The sequence below is a fragment of the Streptomyces sp. NPDC006385 genome (assembly GCF_040612485.1).
Taxonomy (GTDB): Bacteria; Actinomycetota; Actinomycetes; order Streptomycetales; family Streptomycetaceae; genus Streptomyces.
Map to the genome: position 1 here is coordinate 42,782 of NZ_JBEXQG010000029.1, position 17,151 is coordinate 59,932.

Below are 17,151 nucleotides of genomic sequence, written 5' to 3' on the forward strand. Positions count from 1 at the left end.
CTTCTCCCCAACTCCCCCGCGTCCAGGTAGGGATGGCATGCACTCGAACACGCCCGAGCTGTCGGATTCCGAACTTCTGGCGATCGCGGCCCGGGCCGCCAAGCGGGCCCCGAAGAAGCCCAACGATCTCCTGATCCTCACCCAGCTCCAGTTGGAGCTCTACCGAGAACTGCACGCATCAGTAGGTCAGTTGGTACGGCCGCCCGTCCCGGCCGAGATCTCACCGTCATCCTCGGCGCGGGTGCGGAGCGCCATCGACGCCATCCTCGCCGAGGAAAAGGAGATGGCCGTCTTCCGGCAGATGTACGACCACCTGGCCCTCGCGGCAGGAGACCGCCAGGTGGCCGACCGGATGCTTGCGCTGTCCAGCGGCCAGCACGGTCCGGGCGGCTCGTTCCTCAAGCGCATGCTGCGGTTCGCGGTGGCCGACGCGTACGCGAACACGGTCCAGATGCTCGTCGTCGACTTCCTGAGAACTGCGGACAAGCAGACGATCCGCGCGGTGCTGGCCCAGCTCGCGGGCATGGAGTGGACACTTGATCCGGACGACAGGCACCAGCGAATGACCCCGCCGGACTTCGTCGTGAACGACGCCGACGCCGAGATCCGCCGTTTTCGCGAACTCGGCCTGATTCCCGGTGACGCCCACCCGGGCCGGAGTCTGGCACGCTCGGACGAAGCGACCTGGGAGGTCCCCGACCAGCACCGCATCCGAACCTGGCGGCGCCGGTACGTGGAGGCCCACAGGCAGAATCTCGACTGGGCCCGGGCGAAGGCGGAGGAGTACCGCTGGGAGCGCGAGCGGCTTGCTCCCTACGGGCACCCGGACGGCCTGGAGGCGGCCGTCGTGTTGCAGCTCCGACAGGAAGCCGACCGGGCCGCCTCCGCCCGTCTCTTCCAGATCGACGATTCCCTCGGCCGGATGGCCTTGCGCCGCGTGATGCGGCGGGCGGAGAAGACGACGACCCCGTTCGATCCCGCCCACCTTCCGACCTCGCGCGGCATGCTGTTCCTCGACACTCCCCTCGCACTGCCCACCGGCCGCCGCATCGTCGGCTATGTGTGGGGCCCGTGGTCGCCCAGGGCCGAAGAAGGCTGGTGCATCGTGCGGCCGGACCAGTTCCTGGAGCCGGTGGACCCTCCGCACGACGACGCCCCCTGGACATGGGTCACTGCGCTGACGTGCGACCAGTCGCTGCTGAAGCTGCCGTTCTCGCCGTACGAGACCCTTCTCGCGCGCCCCGGCGACGTTCTGGACCCCGAGACCCGGCATCGCGACCCGGCCAACCCTGAGCGCTACCTGAGCGGCTCGGGCCGCCAGGGCTGCCAGGAACTGATGCTCCGCCACGTGCGGGCCCTGTGGGAGCTGCTGACCCAGCACAAGCGGTCCACAGTGCGGGTTCTCGCCCACCAGGTCCACCAGCTCAAGCCCAGCAAGCGCGATGCCGAACGGCGACGGGGCATCTCCGACTCCGGCCAGGTCGAGAACTGGTGGGTGGACCCGGACGCGGGCGAGCGCTACCAGGAGCAGCAGCCGCGCCAGCCGCGCGAGGGCGGAACCGGCCGCACGCTGGCCGTCCGCTACTGGCGGGATGAGCATGAGCGCCAGCAGTGCCCGAACTCCCACCAGCACGCCGCCCTTGAGGCGGTGAAGCCCGGCAGCTGCCCGCACTACGAGATCACCATCCCCGAGCACCCCGTCGGACCCGCCGACGCTCCGTGGTCCGACCGGCTGCGCCACGCCCGGCATCGCCCCTCGGCGCCCCGGCGCACCTCAGACACCTGACAGCCCCTGTGGCCGGGCGGCCCCGTCCCGCCCGGCCACAGGCCACGCGGTCTGCTGCATCAGGCCGACATCCCCATCGCCCTCAGCCGAGGAGAGCCATGTCCGAAGAACTGCGTCCCCGCACCGTCCAGCACCGCCGCTGCCAGCCGCTGCACACCGTCTACGGGTTGGTGGCACTGCTGGCCGGCTGCGGCGTCCTGCTGGAGCAGCCCGTCATGTGGCTGTTCGTCGTCCCGCTCGCTGTCCTTGTCGTCGGAACCCGCCGGCTCGCCTGGAACCGGGCCTGTACCGCCCTCCGCAGGCGGGAGGAACGCAAGACCGCACCAGCACCCCGCTGGGTGTGGGGCGCTGCTGCGGCCGGTCTGGACGCCGCTCTCGTGGTAGGCGCCTTCGCCCTCTGCGCCGTGCTGCTGCTCGGCCACGGTGACGCTCTCGTCCTGCGCGGACGGGCAGCGGACTATCTGGTCCTCGGCGCAGGGGCGGTGTTCGCCGGCGCCCACGCGCTCGCTCACTGCATGTCCGCCCACGCCCGGGAGACAGAGGAGTCCGGGGCGTGACAAGTCCCTTCTGTCGCACTGTGCCGTCCGATCGCCCGGCACGCCCCTTCCCTCAAGCCCGCGGAGTGACCGCGGTGTTGCTTCACCCCGAACGGCTCGGCCGCGGCACCCCTGTTCCGCGTATGGTGCTCCCTGCGCGATGCCGGTCCCGGGCGCCGCCGGAGGCCGCGGAGCCGGCCCGCCCCCTGCGAAGGTCGAGCCGCCCGGCGCGTAAGAGATCTTCATGGTCCTCGGGCTGAGAGACGACCACGCCGGCGCGCTGGCGGACGCCGTCGCCACTCGGGTGGGCCGGCGGATCGACACCTTCCACGCTGAGTCGGAGGGACGCGGCAGGGCCGCGCGAGCGCAAGTCGAAGGCGGTGACTGCTGAGATACCCCACGCTTGTTGCCTATTCGCGTTTCAATGTGTAATGTGATTGAACGTCGGGTCCGGAGGCAAGCCCCAGACCCGGACCACGTCCCTTCCCCTCCTCCAGCCCAGGAGACGACTGTGCCCACCCGTGTCGTGACCCGCACCCCCGACCGCCGCGTGCCCAGCCAGCGCGGCCTCCAGACCCGCCAGAAGCTGATGGACGCGACGATCGAACTTCTTGCCACGAAGTCCTACCGCGACATCAAGGTGCTGGACATCGCCCAGGCGGTAGGCACGTCGCCCGCGACGTTCTACCAGTACTTCCCCGACATTGAGGGCGTCGTCCTCGAAGCGTCCCGGCTCCTGGTCAAGGAGACGAACGCGGCACTGGACAGCTTCGAGGACGGCTCCTGGTCCTCGGACGGGCTGTCCGGCGCCACCCGGCTCGTCGACGCCGTACTCGACGGCTGGAGCGATTACCTCCCCCTCATGCGTGTACTGACCGCCGTCGCGGCCGAGCGGGACCCCCGCTTCGTCAAGGCGTACTTCGCGGCCACCAGGCCCATTGTCCGGGCCCTGACGGCGGCCACGCCCAACGCCGAGGGCAAGGAACTGGTCCACGCCCTCGTGTCCAGCCTGACCGGCGCCGCCGGACACGAGAACGCCGGAAGCCTCCAGGGGCTGTCCAAGCGCCAGCGTCGCCGGGGCCTCGCCCGCCTCGTCCACGCCGCCGTGACCACGGCCGACGCCTAGGCCTCCCGCTTCACCACCAGCCCGGCCGCAACCCCAGGGGGAACACCTTGATCCAGCCAGCCTCTCTCGCTATCGGCTTCGCGCTCGGCGTCCTCAGCGTCCTGCTCCGCGCCCTTGCACTGCGCATCCGGCCGCGCCGCCCGCAGGTCCCCCTCTCGGTCGCCTCGCCGAGCCCCGAACTCGTCACCGCACTGTCTCTGGCCGTCGCCGAGCGGTACCCGAACCTCGGAGGGTTCGACTACGCCACCGTCAGCGTCTTCGAGCACAACTCACCGGAGAACACGGTGCACCTCTACCCCGCACGCGGGCCCCACAGGGGCGCCATACGCCTGGACCCGAGCGACCCGAGCAGCCCCAGCGGCAAGGCCGCCCGACTGCTGGCCGAGATGAACCTGCCCCAGGTCGGCGTCCTGGTCATCCCCCTCAGCTCGCGCTGACCCGGATCTCGCCGCCCCCGCTCGACTCCGGGGCGGCGTCCGACCGGCCTGCCGTGGACGCCAGCCGCCCTCTCCCATCCCCGATCCCCGACCCGACAGCGAGGAACCGTGACCACCCCTTCCCGCCAGATGTTCAAGTACGGAGGCTGGGTGTTCGACATCGACCGGGCCATGCGCCTCCTGGAGGAGCACCCCCGCGCCGTCGAGCAGACCTCCGTGGCCGACTGGTCGGCGGCCTACCACTTGAACCTGCTCAGGCCGGACTACAACGGCCCGTCCTGGTGCCCGATCTTCGGCCCGGACCAGTCTCACTTCGACGTCGAACACGCCATGGGCACCGACCTCGACCAGCCGGTGATCATCGCCACCCTGGAGTTCGACAGCGGCCCGGCTCGCCTGCTGATCGACGGAGTGCACCGCATGTACCGAGCGATGACCGAAGGACACCCGACGCTGCCCGCGCACGTCCTGACCATCACCGAGACCGCCAAGATCCGCCTCGACTGACGCCGCCCTCCACCCCTAGGAGTCCCGCATGACCTCCATCGGCACCGCCCGTCACTTCCAGCCCCACGGCACGCCTGGCCACGTGTGCCGCGACCACAACCGGGCAGTCCTGGCCCCGGCTGTCGCCGTTGAGGCCCTCCGCCAGGGCCTTGGGCCCGACCTGACCGACGCCCAGCTCGACCAGTGCGCGGTGATCGCCGAGCGCAACCCCCTGTCCGACACCTCCCGCGCCGCCGTCCGTACCGCGCTGGAGCCCGCGCTGTCCGTGCGCAACTCCCCGGCGACCGTGCACCATCAGCTGTTCAACCTCCCGCCCGGACACCCTCTGCGGGTCCGCGTCGGCGACACCGAGTACTTCCTCGTCCCCATCCCCATCACGCTGTGAGTCGCCGCCCAGCCCCGCCGGCGCCGAGGGAACGACTCCGAACACCGCCGAAAGCCGATACGGTCGGCATTCAGGATTGGAGTTGCCGATGATCGCCACCAGCGCCACCCCGTCGCTCCTCGACGTACGAAACGCTCTGCGGAACGCAGGCCTGCGCCAGGCTGAGGACCACCCGGGGCTGCCCGTGGTGCCGGAGGTTGAGACGTGGGCCTCCAACGGAGAGATCATCATCAAGATCGGCGTGGCGCCCCATGAGCGCCTGGGTGCCGATGCCATCCCGGCGCGCGTTCACGATGCCCTCCTGGCATGCGGTTTCGGCCTCAGCATGACGACCCGCTGCGATGACACTTCGGACAGCCGCTCACCAGCCGCTGTCCTGGCTTCAGGAGATGACGTCGCCATCATCTGCACCCGCTAGCCATCGCGGCCGCCGTGAGGCGACCCGCTCAGCATGGGAACACCCAGGAACACCCCTGCCGTCCGATGACAGCGACCCGGGTCAGGAAGTTCGTCGGGGCTCGCAGGCACGTGACTGGCTGAATCGGACACCCCCCACAAACGCGCCCGGCCCCGGCCGGGCGCGTTTTGGCATGATCCCTCTCAACCGAGATCCGGTACCTGACGAGGGGGAACCATGTCTGTGCGCCTGCGCCACGCCCTTCCGGCCGTGCTCCTTGCCGGCACGGTCGTGATCTCCGGCTGCGCCGGCTCCGACAGCGGGCCCAAGGCCGACGGCAAGCCGACGAACAGCGCCCCGGGGCCCAGGCCGTCGCCTTCCACGGTGCTGCCGGACGGCATCGCCAAGCCGGGGACCGCCCTTCCGGTCGGCGATGGGGCATGGACGGTGACACTGCGGGGCTTCGAGCGCCTGCCCGCCGACACCGAGCTCGGCGTGCCGGCCGGCTCGAGCGCGTACAGGGCGCGGGTGACCGTGGCCAACCAGCGGGCGCAGGTCGCCACCGCGCCCCGGACTGCGGTCACCGCCCGTTACGGAGCTCTCGGGCGCACGGCTGTGGAGGCCACCGACAGCGGCGCTTCCTCTTCCACGGACGAGCCGCAGCAGGTGCGCCCCAACGGGTCCGTCGACAGGGATCTGAAGCTCGTGCTTCCCGATCAGGCCCAGGGCCTGCCGGTCACGGTGACCGTGGAAGCGACCGAGGAGGGGCTGGCCGAGCCGGAGCTGCTGTTCTTCGAGGGCGCCCTGCCGGGCAGGGCCGCCACCTCCCCGGCCCCGCAGGCGCCGCAGCAGGGTGCGCCGGCCAGGCAGTCGGTTACGCCGGTTGGGCAGTGGAACGGCAACGTGCGCGTGGGCAAGGTGACGGTGAGCGGCGAAGGGTCCTCGCGCGCTGCGAGCTTGGAGCTCAGCGTGGTCAACCGCTCCGGCGACCCGATGCCCGGCCTGGGCACCACGCTGCGCATCCTGACCGGCGAGGACCTGCGTCTGGCCGCCACCGTCCGTCCTGTGTACGGGTACCGTGACGCGGCGATCGCGCCGTTCCGCACCGCCACGCAGACCGTCTCCTTCACCGTCCCCGACGCGGCCGTCGGCGGCCCGGTGACGGTGGAGGCCGTCGACGCGGCCGGCTCCCGGGTCACCTTCGAAGGCGTCCTCGGACAGTGATGAGAAGGGGCTGGATGGTGCCGGCGCGAGCAGGACCGTCGTGCTACACCCGAGCCCGCGATTCAAGTGCTGGCCCGGTAGCGATGAGGACAACCCCGATCACATTGCGGAATTCTATGAGTTTGGCTAATCTCGCTTGCGAGGCCGCCCCCTGCACTTGCCGGCCAGCGCCTCTGGATCCGGCTTACGGAGCCGCGACGCGCGACCACTGCAGAACCCGGCGCCTCACATGGGCGGACCGGCATGACTCGCCGGCCCGGCTGGCCACGGACGGAGCGACATGATGCCCGCAGGCACCGATCGCACGTATACGAACTTCGACAAGATGGCGGAGCGGTACGGCGTGGACCGTACAACGTCCGCCAAGTGGTCCCGCGAGGAGGGGTTTCCCGACCTCCTCTTCACCGAGGGCCAGGGCGGCCTCCATGTCTACGACGCGGAAGATGTCGACGCCTGGGTCCGCGATCACCACTTCGGCTCGTGGTTCCGGTCTCGGCAAGGCAAGGACAACCCGCTGGATCTGCCCAAGGGCGGGCCCCGTGACCTCCTCTCTCTGCGCCAGATCGGCGAGCTTGAGGGACAAGCCCTGAACCGGCCTCCCACGTCGATCACCACCCTGCGTACCTACCTGTCCCCGTCCAAGAGAGTCCTCCCGCCGGCCGACAGAACGCCGGGCGACGGCCTGCAGCCGACGGTCTCGGAGCCAATGTGGTTCCGCGAGACCGCCTACACCTACATCTGCCGACCTCGCCGCACGCGCCGTACGACGCCTGTTGAGGCGAAGCAGCCGAGCGGGCGGAAGTCGGCGCCGAAGCAGCGGGCGGCCGGCGCCTTGCTCGACCTGGATCTGCCGGACGGCGCGGACACCGACCTGCTGACCCTGCAGGAGATCGGCGAGCTCGACGGGAAGGCGCGCGGGCGCGGCAAGGCCACCACCGTCGGTACGTTGAAGAACTACCAGTCGCAGGAGCTGCTGGCGAAAGCGGACCGGACGCCTGGCGACGGCCAGGAGCCAGCCGTCGATGAGCCCATGTGGTTCCGATCCACCGCCTACCGCTTCATCCGCCGGCCGGGACGCCTGGGAGCAGCGGCACGTGCTTCACGCGAGATTGTCGACGCCTCCGAGCCGCTGCGCGAGGACTTGAAGCTCCCGAAAGGGGCGGACAACGACCTGCTGACCTTGCAGCAGATCGGCGAGCTCGACGGGAAGGCGCGCGGGCGCGGCAAAGCCACCACCGTTTCGTCGATGCGGACGTACCTGTACAACGGACTGCTGGCGGAGGCGGACCGGACGCCTGGCGACGGCCAGGAGCCGGCCGTTGACGAGCCCATGTGGTTCCGGTCCACCGCCTACCGCTTCATCCGCCGGCCGGGACAACTCGGAGGATCCCGCAGATGACCCGCACTTCGATGCCCGGCCACCGCCGACCGTGGGCGGATGCGTCAGGAAGTGGAGCTACGAGCTTCGGCACGCCTTGACGGACTTGTCCTCCACGGTGGGGTCGCAGGAACGACGGCAGTACGTCCTCGCCTTTCCGCGGCGCTGGGGGTCGAGGCGGTTCTCATCGGGCCCGACCCGGTGGTTGCCGACGAGGCAAGCACCGGCCCCACGGCCGCGGTGGCCACACCGGCATGAAGCCGGACCTCACCGGGCCGCTCGCGATGGCCGCCCCGCCTGGGTGACGCTGGACTGCGGCACCTGCGCCCCGTACTCGCCAGCCGGCCACGCACCAGCGTGGAATCGGCTCGCCGCGCTCTCCGTCGCATACCTGAATGTGCCTGGCGTCTCGCTGCGTAGCCAGCCCGGGAAGCGGATTGCGCAAAGCCCCGGCGCGACACGGCCGGGGAGCCGGTCACGCCGGGGCGCGAAAGCGTTTGTCCGGGCGGGTTACGCCGCTGTCGGGGCGCGCCGGACGCCGCCACGGCGGCCCAGTCCATGTGCGGTCCGGTAGACGTCGGGCATGTCGAGTTCCCCAGTGGTACGGCGGTCCAGCACGCCTGCGTCGACCAGTTCCTCCAGCAGAAACGGGTAGCTGGTCGGGTGACGCGGTCCGGTCCGGGAGCGGCTGGCATCCGCCACGGCCCGTCGTGTCATCTCCTGGAGCCGGTCAGCCAGACCGATGTTCGCCCACAGCTCGAAGACGTCCTCCTCCCGCATCGGGAGCTGCTGCCCGGCCAGCGGTTCCAGGGCCAGCCGGGCCCACGGCAGCGCCTGGTGGAGTTCCTCGGCCCGCGCACCACAGCTCACGCCGTGACGGAGATCGTCGTAGTGCAGCGGACGGTCGTGCCCGGAGTGGCTGCGGCTGGTGTTCTCCAGCGCGGCAGCCAGGGCGGCGAGGAAGGGGCGCGGGGTGATGGTGCCCAGGGCGTCCTGGAGGTAGCAGAACAGGTAGTTGTAGGTGAAGCCGTTGCGGGCGTTCACGCCCATGTATCTGCCGACGAGGGTGGTGAAGACCTCTTCCTGCGCCTTTCGGTCCCGGCTGAGTTCGTCGGGAGCGAGGAACCGGCCGTCGGCGTCCTGCTGCCAGGTGGGCCAGGCCGCCCGGAAGGCGGCCGCCTCGGCACTGGGGTGGTTGCCCAGAACGTGGAAGAGCAGTCCGAACAGGTCGGCCCTGTCGAATCGGTGGAGGTAATGAGTCCTGCTCCAGGAGAGGTCAGCGGCCCGCGCGGTGAGAAATGCGCGGTCGGCGCGCGGGACACCATTCAAAGCGCCGTCCAGCATGTCCGGGCGGATGAAGACCTTCGCCCGCAGCCGGGTGGTGCGCCGGGACAGGGTGGCGGCGAGGTTGAGCACACCGGAGGCGAGGTGTTCGGCTACGGTGCGGTCGGGGTGGAACTGGTCGAGAGAATCGAACAGGACGATGCGGACGGTGTCGGCGGTGCGCGCGGACGCCTCGATCTCGGCCAGAGAGCGGTCGGTGGCCCCGGGGTTGCGAACCAGCCAGTCGACGCGTTCGGTCCACGTGGTCAGGGTGGCAAGGTCAGGCACGCCGAGGGCCGTCAGGGCGACCGTGGTCCACAGGGTGGTCGGCTGGACGCCCCACGCGGTCAGAGCCCGCAGTTCCCCGGATGACGGCTGGAAGGTATCCGGCCGGGCACCGAAACCGGTGGCCGCTTCGGTCCGTTCCAGACGGGGCAGGCGGTACTCCCGGGCGGCAACCGCGCGCAGCTTGGGGTCGGTCAGGGCCCGGGCCCAGAAGGTCTTGCCCTCCCCCACCGCTCCGCGGACCACGGTGCTGTCCGCGTACAGGGCGGCCCGGTGGGCGTCCGGGGTGTACATCATCGGGATGGGGAGCGTGAGGGCGTCCGTGGCATGGGCTGCGGACAGTGCGTCGTGCAACAGCGTCCGGTATTCCGCGACGGAGAGTGTGCGAGACATCTTGTCCTTCCATTGCCGCTGCGCGGCTCAACTTGCGCGGCTTGCAGCGATGTTGCGGGATGCGGCCCAGTAGGGCGTACCGCAAACATACGCACACTCATAGAGTTAAGCAACTCCCGGCGGCGCAGCCGATCCAGCCGCGGGGGCGCATCCTGCAAGAGATTGCTTAATTCTATGAGTCTCGGTAGTCTTTGAGCCCCGCCGGGGCCCCAGAGCCCAGGCGGGCCCGGACCGCGCGGGCACCGAAGCGTCTACCACCCGGTCCCGAACGCGCACGTCGAGCACCACACTCACCGGCTCCCGCCCGTCGAGACCGGCACCCGCGGCGGGACCGGACATCGCCAACTCCCCTGCCTTCGCTCGCCATGCATTCGTCCGCGATCCGTCGCTGGGCCCCATGTCTGTCGAGCCATCCCTCAGCGACAAGGAGAAGAATCCGTGGAACCCGAGTTCAGTGTCGGAGACCGCATCAAGGTCGTCCTGTGCACCGACGAGCACGACCCCATTCCCGCCGGAGCGACCGGCACCGTCACCCACTGGAACCCCCCACCCGCTGGTCCGTCAGCTCGGCATCGCATGGGACGCCCCGCACGCCCACCGTCGGCTGATGCTCACCCTCGTCGGCGATGGCGACCGCGTCGCCCGCCTCTGACCGGCTGCCGGGCGGCCCCGGCCGCCCGGCAGCGCCTCAGCCCCGCCTCCAACACTGCGAGAACCGACTCACCATGTTCCGAAGCACCATCGCTACCGCCGCCGGCCTCCGCGCCGAGATCGACTTCGAGTCCGAATACGTCCTCCACGTCCGCGAGGACGGCGTCTGGACACGCCCCAAGAACGCCGAGCACCGCACACTGCACGGCATCGACGTCTGGCACGCCATCCGACGCTCCCCCCACTACGGGGCCAACGTCCACGTCTTCGAATCCGGCGTCCTCATCCTCGCCAGCTCCACCGCGGCGCTGCGGTTCATCCCGGCCGGCACCTACGAGGAGTACTTCTGCTCGGGGGAGGACTGCGACGACTACAGCGCCGACGGCGAAGGCTGGGAAGGCCTGTGCGGCAACTGTGCCGACCGCGCGTACGCCGTCGAGTGCGCAGGGGAGGAGGACTCGGACCTCAATGCCGCTCCGCTTACGCCGTCCCAGCCCGCCGTACTTCCGACAACGTCCTGCCCCCGTCCGTACACCATTACCTGGAGACCTTGGTGACCTCTTCGCCCAAGCCGCTGCCGGATCAGTGGACGATCAATCTCCACCCCGTCGCCAACCTGACCATCCTCACCCTCCTCGACGATGCCGGAGTCCAGCGCGAGATCGGCTTCTCTCCCCTTACCCCGCCGGGCACGACCGACCGCACCGTGGGCGCGCTGTCGGAGATTGCCGATCCCGGACTGCGCGCCAGCGCACAGAAGTTGATCAGCACCTTCTACGAGCGCACTGCGCGGGCCCAGGCGAACGCCGAAGCCTTCGGCGCGGCCGTTCCCGACCAGCGGCACCTCTTCGACCGGCTGCGCTCCGTCGTCCCCGGCTGTCTGATCGAACTCGACGTAGACGACGAGACGCTGGCGGTCATCCTCAAGATGACCGCCACAGGCTCGGCGGCAGGGGCTCTGCTCTCCTTGGTAGCCCGCTGGCCCGGCTCCATCACCGCGGACGGACAGGCCGACGGCATCACCCAGGACTTGGACGGTGGTGACCTGACCATGCGGCTCGACCAGGCACACGCCGAGGACTTCCTCACCTGGTTCCGCAGCCAGCCGTGAACTGCAAGGCGGAAGCCGATTACGACGGTCAGATACTCACCAGCGTCTTCACCGCGTCCACCAAGTAGTCAGCCAAGGAATGAGCCGCCGCGGCACTGCTGGAAGCGGTCAGCGGCCCCTGAAGCGCCGAGGCCAGGCTGCACACGGGCAGAAATTTCGGACCGAGTGTCACACCGTCAGCCAGCGCCGCACCTGTAGCAGGTGAACGGTGTTTCCTCCGACACGAACAGGACTCTCTGCCCATGGCCCCTCGCATCTCGGCCGCCGCCCTCGTGCTCGCCGGCGCGCTCGCTGCCTCCGCCTGCGGCCCACTGCCCGCTCCCGGCTCTGCGGCTGAAGCCGCACCCGCTCACGGACCAGTCGCGGCTGGAGACGGAACGGCGCTGACCCAGCTGAACAACCTGACGGTCCGAAAGCGCGTCCCCCTCGCCGGCTACAGCCGCGACGCCTTCGGACCGGCATGGAGCGATGAGGGCACCGTCGAGATGTCGGGAAACTCGTGCCCCACGCGTCAGGACGTCCTGGCCCGCGACCTGGACGACGTCGCAAGGGCCGAGGACGGCTGCACCGTGCTTTCCGGCGTTCTCCACGACCGGTACACGGGCCGGACGATCAACTTCAGGCGCGGCCCCCGCACATCCATGGCCGTGCAGATCGACCACATCGTGCCCCTGGCGCTCGGATGGCGATCGGGGGCCCGGGAGCTGACTGCCGAGCAAAGGCTGAATTATGCGAACGACCCGGATAATTTGATTGCGACCGATGGTCCGACGAACGCGGGCAAGGGGGCCAAGGACGCCGCCGCGTGGATGCCCCCGCAGGCCGAGGCCCACTGCTGGTACGCGACCGCGCAGGTCCGCGTGAAGACCAAGTACCGCCTGTCGGTCACGCCGGCGGAGAAGACGGCCCTGCGCGCCGCGCTGGAATCCTGCCCGGCCGAGGCGGGCCCGCGATGAGGCCGTCCGCACAGCCGCTGCCCTTCGATGCGGACCGAGACCGGTGGACCCACGCCGTCCGGGAAGCAGCCCGGCTCCACCACGCCGTGCGCGCCGAGCTGGCTGGCAGGCTCTCGGCCCCGGCCGCCGTTCGGGCCGCCATGGAGGCGCTGCTGCTGATACGGGAGCGGACCCGGGGTGGGTGGCTGCGCTGGGACGTCTTCGGACCGCACCCGGGGGGTGTGCTGCGCGAGGCGGGCGTCTTCGACCCGGGGCAGCACCGGCTGGGGCGCTGGGCGTGTCGGACCGTGTGGGGGCGCCGTGCTCCCCTGCACATCTGGACGCTGGGAGGCCTCGAGCTTCCCCGCCCCCTCCCGGTCGGTCGGACCGCGCTGTTCACCGTGGTCGCCTTCGCCGCTCTGGGCCCGGCGGCCTCCCTGCTGCCGGCGACAATCGGTCTCCTCGCGGCCGGCGCGGTCGGTTTGGCCGCGGCCGTCGGACTGCCGGCGGCCGTCCGGCGCCTCACCCGGCATCGCGTGCGCGTGGTCGAGTCGGATGAGGCGTACGCGGCGGTCTTCTTCCGGCTGCTGGCCGACGAGCAGCGCTTGCGCATGCTTGCCGAGCGCAGCGGGCGCTACGAGCTGACGCGCGCGGCGGCGGCGTTGCCGCGGCTGGTGTGGGACACGGCCGGGCTGGTGCCGCTGGCGGCGAACGACGTGGAAGCCCGTGAACTTCTTCTCGGATACGCCCAGTCGCTCGCGCTCCTGGTCGACCAGGCCGTCGAAGTCGAGCGGCAGGAGGAAGCGGTGGAGTCGGCGATCCGCGAAGACGGCGCGGCCGCCGCGCCGGTCAGGCCCGCGCTGCCCGAAGGGCTGCTGCCCCAACATCTGCTGGATGAAGTGCGGCTGGAGCTGGAGGAGCTGGGAGAGGGGCTGCGCCATGCCCGGGAAGTTCTGGGTGGGGCTCACAACGACGGAACTCGGCATGCGACGAGCGGAGAGAGCAATGCGTGAGCACGAGCGGACCGGTCGACGTGTTTCCTGGCGGAAGGCGAATCCGGAGGCCTACGCCGAGCTGAAGCGCACCTGGGGGGTGATCGGGCACAGCAGTGTCCTGATGGTGCTCAGCCTGAGCCTGATCGGTACGTCGCTGACGTTGGGCTACCTGCACTGGCCGGGGTGGCTGGAGACTTCCGCGCGCCTGGGCGCCAGCACGGCGGCGGTCGGCTGCGCAGCTGTCGGTCTGTGGCGGCTGTGCGTGCCCTGTTCCGGTCGGTGAGGGCGGTCGTCCGCACGCGCCGGCGCGACGCTGAGGGCAAGGCTCAGGGGGAGACCGTCGAGGAGTCCGTTGAGTCCGCCGCCACAGCGGCGGGGTCGCCCTGAACGGGAAGAGGATGTCGTGTTCCGGTTCGAGAGCTTCACGGTCGGGTTCGTCATCGGTGCCGTGGCTTGGTGCGTGCCGTACGTGCGTGGCCTGGGTCGGCGCGGGGTCACCAGGGGGCTCGTTCTCTGGCGTCGCAGACGGATTCCCACTCGGCGAAGGTGAGGCACTGCTCGGCGGTGCGTGCGCGGCGGGCCCGGTCTGCCTGTGCGAGGGAGGCAAGGATCCTGTCGCGGATGACGAAGCCGGGCGGATCGGGTTCCGGCTCGACGGGCGGCGACACCCTGGTGAGGCGGGCACGGACCGCGTCCATGGCCGCCAGGAAGGCCGCGTTGGGCGGGACCGCGGAAGCCCTGTCCTCGCGGCTATCGGGGTCGGCAGCGCGCTTGTTCCGGCCCTCGGTCTCGCTCCAGCGGGCCATGATCAAGCTGGCTGGGGAGGCCGGCCGTCGGGGCACGCGCCAGACCGACAGGTCGGCGGCGATGTCAGCTGCGGAACGGCCGGTGGCGATCCAGGGGCGCAGGGCGAAGGCGAGGCGGCGCAGGCCCTCGCCCTGGGTCCAGGGCACCCGGGGGCGTACCCAGGCGGCGACCGAGACGGCGTGTGCGGCCTGGTCTGGGCTGGCCCGGTAGGGCTCCGGGATCTCGTGCCGGCGGCGGGGGCGCGGCCGCGCTCCGCGGGGCGCGCTGGTGTTGTTCTTCTTCCCTCTCATCTCAGCTGTAGGACGTGGGTGGTTGGTCTTACAGGAAGGGGTGTCACGGCATCGCGTCGGGCGGGCGCGGCGACGGGCGTCGGCGATGGCCAGCTGCCGTCCGTGTTCGGTGAACCCGATGTGCCGGGCGTGGTAGCCGTGGCCGCTGACACGGTGGCCGAGGGCGTCGTCCCAGGCACGGGGGACGACGGCGGCGTAGATGGTGGCGGTGCCTGCCCACTCGCCGCTTCCGGCAGGCCGGGTGTTGGTCCGGGTTCCGTGGACAGCCCAGACGAGCAGGCCGAGCTCGCGCAGGACGGCGATGTGCCGCTCCAAGGTGCGTCGGCTGATACCCAGGCGACGCCACATCGCGTCGCGGCAGTAGGCGACGTGCCCGTCCGCGTTCAGGCGGGCGGCGAGATCGCGGGCGACGCGCAGCGTGGTGTCGCCGGCCTTGGGGTGCAGGCGATGGGTAATGGCCCAGGTGGCCGCGCGCAGGAAGTCCCCGCGCCGGGTACGTCGGGACGCGGTTGTGTCGACCTCCTGGTCTGCATGCTCATAGACGAGGTCGAATCGGTTGTTCAGGGATATTCGGTTTTCTCCGCGCGTAGGGCACGGCGGAGCGGCGGCTGCGTGGACCGGCGCGTGGGCATGCTGCATCATGGGCAGGGCACGCCCTCCTTTCGGGCATGCGCGAGCCCCTCTTCGGTGGGGCTGGGTTCTTCGGGAACCAAGGTGATCCGCCCTGGCAGGGGCGGTGTTGCCCGGTCTTCGGACCGGGTTCTTCACCGGGCGGGCTGGACACTCGCCGGGTGGTGGCAGAGATGCGGCGCGCAGGCCGAGGTGCTGGACACACCAGGGTTTGCTGCCGCGGGGCAGCCCACGGGGGACTGCCTGCTGTCAGGTCATGCGCTCATGGGGCTCCAAGGTGGCGGGCGGTCGCGGTGGTCAGTGGCCCATGCCGGCGCCGCCGTCGACGGGCACCACGGCACCGGTGATGTAGGCGGCTTGCTCGGAGGCGAGGAAGGCGACGGTCGCGGCGATCTCCTCGGGGCGGGCGAGGCGGCCGAGGGGGATCTGGGTCTTGAGGTTCTCGAGCTGCTCCGCGGTCAACTGCTCGCTCATGGGCGTCTCGGTGAGGCCGGGGGCGACGACGTTGAAGGTGATGCCGCGGGAGCCGAGTTCGCGGGCCATGGAGCGGGCGAAGCCGACGAGGCCGGCCTTGGAGGCGGCGTAGTTGGCCTGGCCGCTCTCGCCGCGCAGGGCGACGGCGGAGGAGATGAAGACGACGCGGCCCTTCTTCGCGCGGAGCATGCCGCGGGAGGCGCGCTTGGTGACGCGGAAGGCGCCGGTGAGGTTGGTGTCGAGGACGGAGGTGAAGTCGTCCTCACTCATGCGCATCAGGAGCTGGTCCCTGGTGATGCCGGCGTTCGCGATGAGGACCTCGACGGGGCCGTGCTGCGCCTCGACCTCCTTGAAGGCGGCGTCGACCTGGTCGGTGTCGGTGATGTCGCAGCGGACGGCGAGCAGACCCTCGGGGGGCTCGCCCGAACGGTAGGTGGCGGCGACGCGGTCGCCGGACTCGGCGAGGTGACGGGCGATGGCGAGGCCTATGCCGCGGTTGCCGCCGGTGACCAGGACTGAACGGGACACGGGATGGCGCCTTTCTGTAGTGCTTTGCGGGTATCTGTCGTGAATTAACTGGCCCGGCGAGTGCCGGAACGGGTGAGGTGTCCACTCATCGCCGCGGCGGTGTCCATGACGGCGGTCACGTAGCGGGCTCGGGTGGCGGCCCGGCGCATGGGCACCTCCTTGGCCAGTAGCGCGACGGATCCGGCGACGGCCGAGCCGTACCAAATGGGCGCCGCGATCATGGTGCGACCCGCCAGCGGGGACGGACCGATGGCGTGACCTTCCTCACGGATCTGTGCGACGTCGATCTTGTTACCGCCGACGGAGCCGAGACAGGCGAAGATCGCCAGGCCGGCGGCGTCATCCTCCAGGGGCGCAGATTCAAGAGAGCGCAAGGCGGTCTGAGGCGAAGTAAGGACCTCGTCAGCGTGTGGCCCGTATGCCCGTTCCGCGCAGATCCTCATCGGAGTGCCGATCAGGTGGGGTCGGTAAACAAATGCGAGCTGGCCGGTTCGCGACTGTAGTGTGACGATCTCGGCCCTCACAGCAGGAGAGGGCGGGCCAGCCTGGAGGGGCTGGGCGGGTGTCGACGAGGGGGGACCGTGCAGCGCGTCAGTCAGCGCGTAGCCAGCGCGCGGCCCAAGCTGCTCCACGGCGCCCTCCCGCATCAAGGCCTGCAGATACCGGTGGGCAGTCGCCGCGGGAAGGTCCGCGGACTCGGCGACCGCGGCCAGGGGATGTTCACCCGGCCCAAGGCTGATCAGTGCTCTGAGCACCGCCATGGTGCGTCCCACGGCTCCACCGACGCCGCCGGCGCGGTCGGGCGGGGTGGCAACAGGCTGCAGCAACGCGAACTCCCCCTCGCGGTTGTGGAGGACCCTCGCGTCTCCCACAACGCGGATGCGATCCATGGCCGATTCTTCCCGGCCAAGATCTCGCCCACCAGGCTCTGAATTTTCCGGTCCCTGAATTTC

18 protein-coding genes are annotated in these 17,151 nt (G+C 70.4%); 14 read left to right on the forward strand and 4 right to left on the reverse strand.

Annotated elements, in window-relative coordinates:
- Positions 1 to 37: 37 nt before the first annotated feature.
- The 9 genes from ABZ078_RS22535 (at position 38) to ABZ078_RS22575 (ending at position 7,797) form a co-directional block, all read left to right on the forward strand.
- The gene (locus ABZ078_RS22535) at positions 38 to 1,786 is read left to right on the forward strand and encodes a hypothetical protein (protein WP_356577745.1); all 1,749 of its coding nucleotides are present in this window, start codon (positions 38 to 40) and stop codon (positions 1,784 to 1,786) included.
- Positions 1,787 to 1,884: 98 nt separating this feature from the next.
- The gene (locus ABZ078_RS22540; protein WP_355272734.1) at positions 1,885 to 2,343 is read left to right on the forward strand and encodes a hypothetical protein; all 459 of its coding nucleotides are present in this window, start codon (positions 1,885 to 1,887) and stop codon (positions 2,341 to 2,343) included.
- 490 nt (positions 2,344 to 2,833) lie between these two features.
- Entirely contained in the window at positions 2,834 to 3,448 is a 615-nt protein-coding gene (locus ABZ078_RS22545) for a TetR/AcrR family transcriptional regulator (protein WP_030380988.1), read from the forward strand.
- A gap of 47 nt (positions 3,449 to 3,495) precedes the next feature.
- A complete protein-coding gene (locus tag ABZ078_RS22550) occupies positions 3,496 to 3,885 on the forward strand; it encodes a hypothetical protein (RefSeq protein WP_356577747.1) in 390 nt (129 codons plus the stop codon).
- 108 nt (positions 3,886 to 3,993) lie between these two features.
- On the forward strand, positions 3,994 to 4,392 hold the full coding sequence (locus ABZ078_RS22555; RefSeq protein ID WP_356577749.1) for a hypothetical protein: 399 nt from the start codon (positions 3,994 to 3,996) through the stop codon (positions 4,390 to 4,392).
- A gap of 28 nt (positions 4,393 to 4,420) precedes the next feature.
- Positions 4,421 to 4,777, forward strand: a complete 357-nt coding sequence (locus ABZ078_RS22560; RefSeq protein WP_030819418.1) for a hypothetical protein — start codon at positions 4,421 to 4,423, stop codon at positions 4,775 to 4,777.
- A gap of 88 nt (positions 4,778 to 4,865) precedes the next feature.
- Entirely contained in the window at positions 4,866 to 5,195 is a 330-nt protein-coding gene (locus ABZ078_RS22565) for a hypothetical protein (RefSeq protein WP_356577751.1), read from the forward strand.
- Between the two features lie 216 nt (positions 5,196 to 5,411).
- Positions 5,412 to 6,398 (forward strand): hypothetical protein, encoded by a 987-nt coding sequence (locus ABZ078_RS22570; RefSeq protein WP_356577753.1) that lies wholly within the window; start codon positions 5,412 to 5,414, stop codon positions 6,396 to 6,398.
- Between the two features lie 283 nt (positions 6,399 to 6,681).
- Positions 6,682 to 7,797, forward strand: coding sequence for a hypothetical protein (locus ABZ078_RS22575; protein ID WP_356577754.1), 1,116 nt, complete (start codon positions 6,682 to 6,684; stop codon positions 7,795 to 7,797).
- Positions 7,798 to 8,286: 489 nt separating this feature from the next.
- Here ABZ078_RS22575 and ABZ078_RS22580 read toward each other — a convergent pair whose 3' ends face one another.
- Positions 8,287 to 9,777, reverse strand: a complete 1,491-nt coding sequence (locus tag ABZ078_RS22580) for a hypothetical protein (protein ID WP_356577756.1) — start codon at positions 9,775 to 9,777, stop codon at positions 8,287 to 8,289.
- A gap of 725 nt (positions 9,778 to 10,502) precedes the next feature.
- Here ABZ078_RS22580 and ABZ078_RS22585 point away from each other — a divergent pair.
- The 5 genes from ABZ078_RS22585 (at position 10,503) to ABZ078_RS22605 (ending at position 13,752) form a co-directional block, all read left to right on the forward strand.
- Positions 10,503 to 10,985 (forward strand): hypothetical protein, encoded by a 483-nt coding sequence (locus tag ABZ078_RS22585; protein ID WP_356577758.1) that lies wholly within the window; start codon positions 10,503 to 10,505, stop codon positions 10,983 to 10,985.
- Entirely contained in the window at positions 10,982 to 11,539 is a 558-nt protein-coding gene (locus ABZ078_RS22590; RefSeq protein ID WP_356577760.1) for a hypothetical protein, read from the forward strand. The genes ABZ078_RS22585 and ABZ078_RS22590 overlap by 4 nt, the downstream gene beginning before the upstream one ends.
- Before the next feature lie 242 nt (positions 11,540 to 11,781).
- Complete coding sequence (locus ABZ078_RS22595) at positions 11,782 to 12,495, forward strand: HNH endonuclease family protein (protein ID WP_356577761.1); 714 nt, start codon at positions 11,782 to 11,784, stop codon at positions 12,493 to 12,495.
- Positions 12,492 to 13,487 (forward strand): hypothetical protein, encoded by a 996-nt coding sequence (locus ABZ078_RS22600; protein ID WP_356577763.1) that lies wholly within the window; start codon positions 12,492 to 12,494, stop codon positions 13,485 to 13,487. The genes ABZ078_RS22595 and ABZ078_RS22600 overlap by 4 nt, the downstream gene beginning before the upstream one ends.
- Complete coding sequence (locus ABZ078_RS22605) at positions 13,480 to 13,752, forward strand: hypothetical protein (RefSeq protein ID WP_356577764.1); 273 nt, start codon at positions 13,480 to 13,482, stop codon at positions 13,750 to 13,752. Before ABZ078_RS22600 ends, ABZ078_RS22605 begins: the two co-directional genes overlap by 8 nt.
- Positions 13,753 to 13,963: 211 nt before the next feature.
- On the opposite strand, the gene ABZ078_RS22610 is transcribed toward ABZ078_RS22605, so the two are convergent.
- The 3 genes from ABZ078_RS22610 to ABZ078_RS22620 form a co-directional block, all read right to left on the reverse strand.
- The gene (locus ABZ078_RS22610; protein WP_356577766.1) at positions 13,964 to 15,208 is read right to left on the reverse strand and encodes a hypothetical protein; all 1,245 of its coding nucleotides are present in this window, start codon (positions 15,206 to 15,208) and stop codon (positions 13,964 to 13,966) included.
- Positions 15,209 to 15,493: 285 nt separating this feature from the next.
- Positions 15,494 to 16,198: a beta-ketoacyl-ACP reductase gene (locus ABZ078_RS22615; protein ID WP_356577767.1), complete on the reverse strand. Its 705-nt coding sequence runs from the start codon at positions 16,196 to 16,198 to the stop codon at positions 15,494 to 15,496.
- Positions 16,199 to 16,242: 44 nt separating this feature from the next.
- Positions 16,243 to 17,088 (reverse strand): helix-turn-helix domain-containing protein, encoded by an 846-nt coding sequence (locus tag ABZ078_RS22620; protein ID WP_356577769.1) that lies wholly within the window; start codon positions 17,086 to 17,088, stop codon positions 16,243 to 16,245.
- Between the last annotated feature and the right edge of the window lie 63 nt (positions 17,089 to 17,151).

Excerpts from the sequence above, each read along its gene's own strand:
- ABZ078_RS22610 (WP_356577766.1), bottom strand. The coding sequence starts at position 15,208 with ATGATGCAGCATGCCCACGCGCCGGTCCACGCAGCCGCCGCTCCGCCG.
- ABZ078_RS22620 (WP_356577769.1), bottom strand. The coding sequence starts at position 17,088 with ATGGATCGCATCCGCGTTGTGGGAGACGCGAGGGTCCTCCACAACCGC.
- ABZ078_RS22595 (WP_356577761.1), top strand. The coding sequence starts at position 11,782 with ATGGCCCCTCGCATCTCGGCCGCCGCCCTCGTGCTCGCCGGCGCGCTC.
- ABZ078_RS22535 (WP_356577745.1), top strand. The coding sequence starts at position 38 with ATGCACTCGAACACGCCCGAGCTGTCGGATTCCGAACTTCTGGCGATC.
- ABZ078_RS22560 (WP_030819418.1), top strand. The coding sequence starts at position 4,421 with ATGACCTCCATCGGCACCGCCCGTCACTTCCAGCCCCACGGCACGCCT.
- ABZ078_RS22565 (WP_356577751.1), top strand. The coding sequence starts at position 4,866 with ATGATCGCCACCAGCGCCACCCCGTCGCTCCTCGACGTACGAAACGCT.
- ABZ078_RS22540 (WP_355272734.1), top strand. The coding sequence starts at position 1,885 with ATGTCCGAAGAACTGCGTCCCCGCACCGTCCAGCACCGCCGCTGCCAG.
- ABZ078_RS22585 (WP_356577758.1), top strand. The coding sequence starts at position 10,503 with ATGTTCCGAAGCACCATCGCTACCGCCGCCGGCCTCCGCGCCGAGATC.
- ABZ078_RS22575 (WP_356577754.1), top strand. The coding sequence starts at position 6,682 with ATGCCCGCAGGCACCGATCGCACGTATACGAACTTCGACAAGATGGCG.
- ABZ078_RS22600 (WP_356577763.1), top strand. The coding sequence starts at position 12,492 with ATGAGGCCGTCCGCACAGCCGCTGCCCTTCGATGCGGACCGAGACCGG.
- ABZ078_RS22580 (WP_356577756.1), bottom strand. The coding sequence starts at position 9,777 with ATGTCTCGCACACTCTCCGTCGCGGAATACCGGACGCTGTTGCACGAC.
- ABZ078_RS22605 (WP_356577764.1), top strand. The coding sequence starts at position 13,480 with ATGCGTGAGCACGAGCGGACCGGTCGACGTGTTTCCTGGCGGAAGGCG.
- ABZ078_RS22570 (WP_356577753.1), top strand. The coding sequence starts at position 5,412 with ATGTCTGTGCGCCTGCGCCACGCCCTTCCGGCCGTGCTCCTTGCCGGC.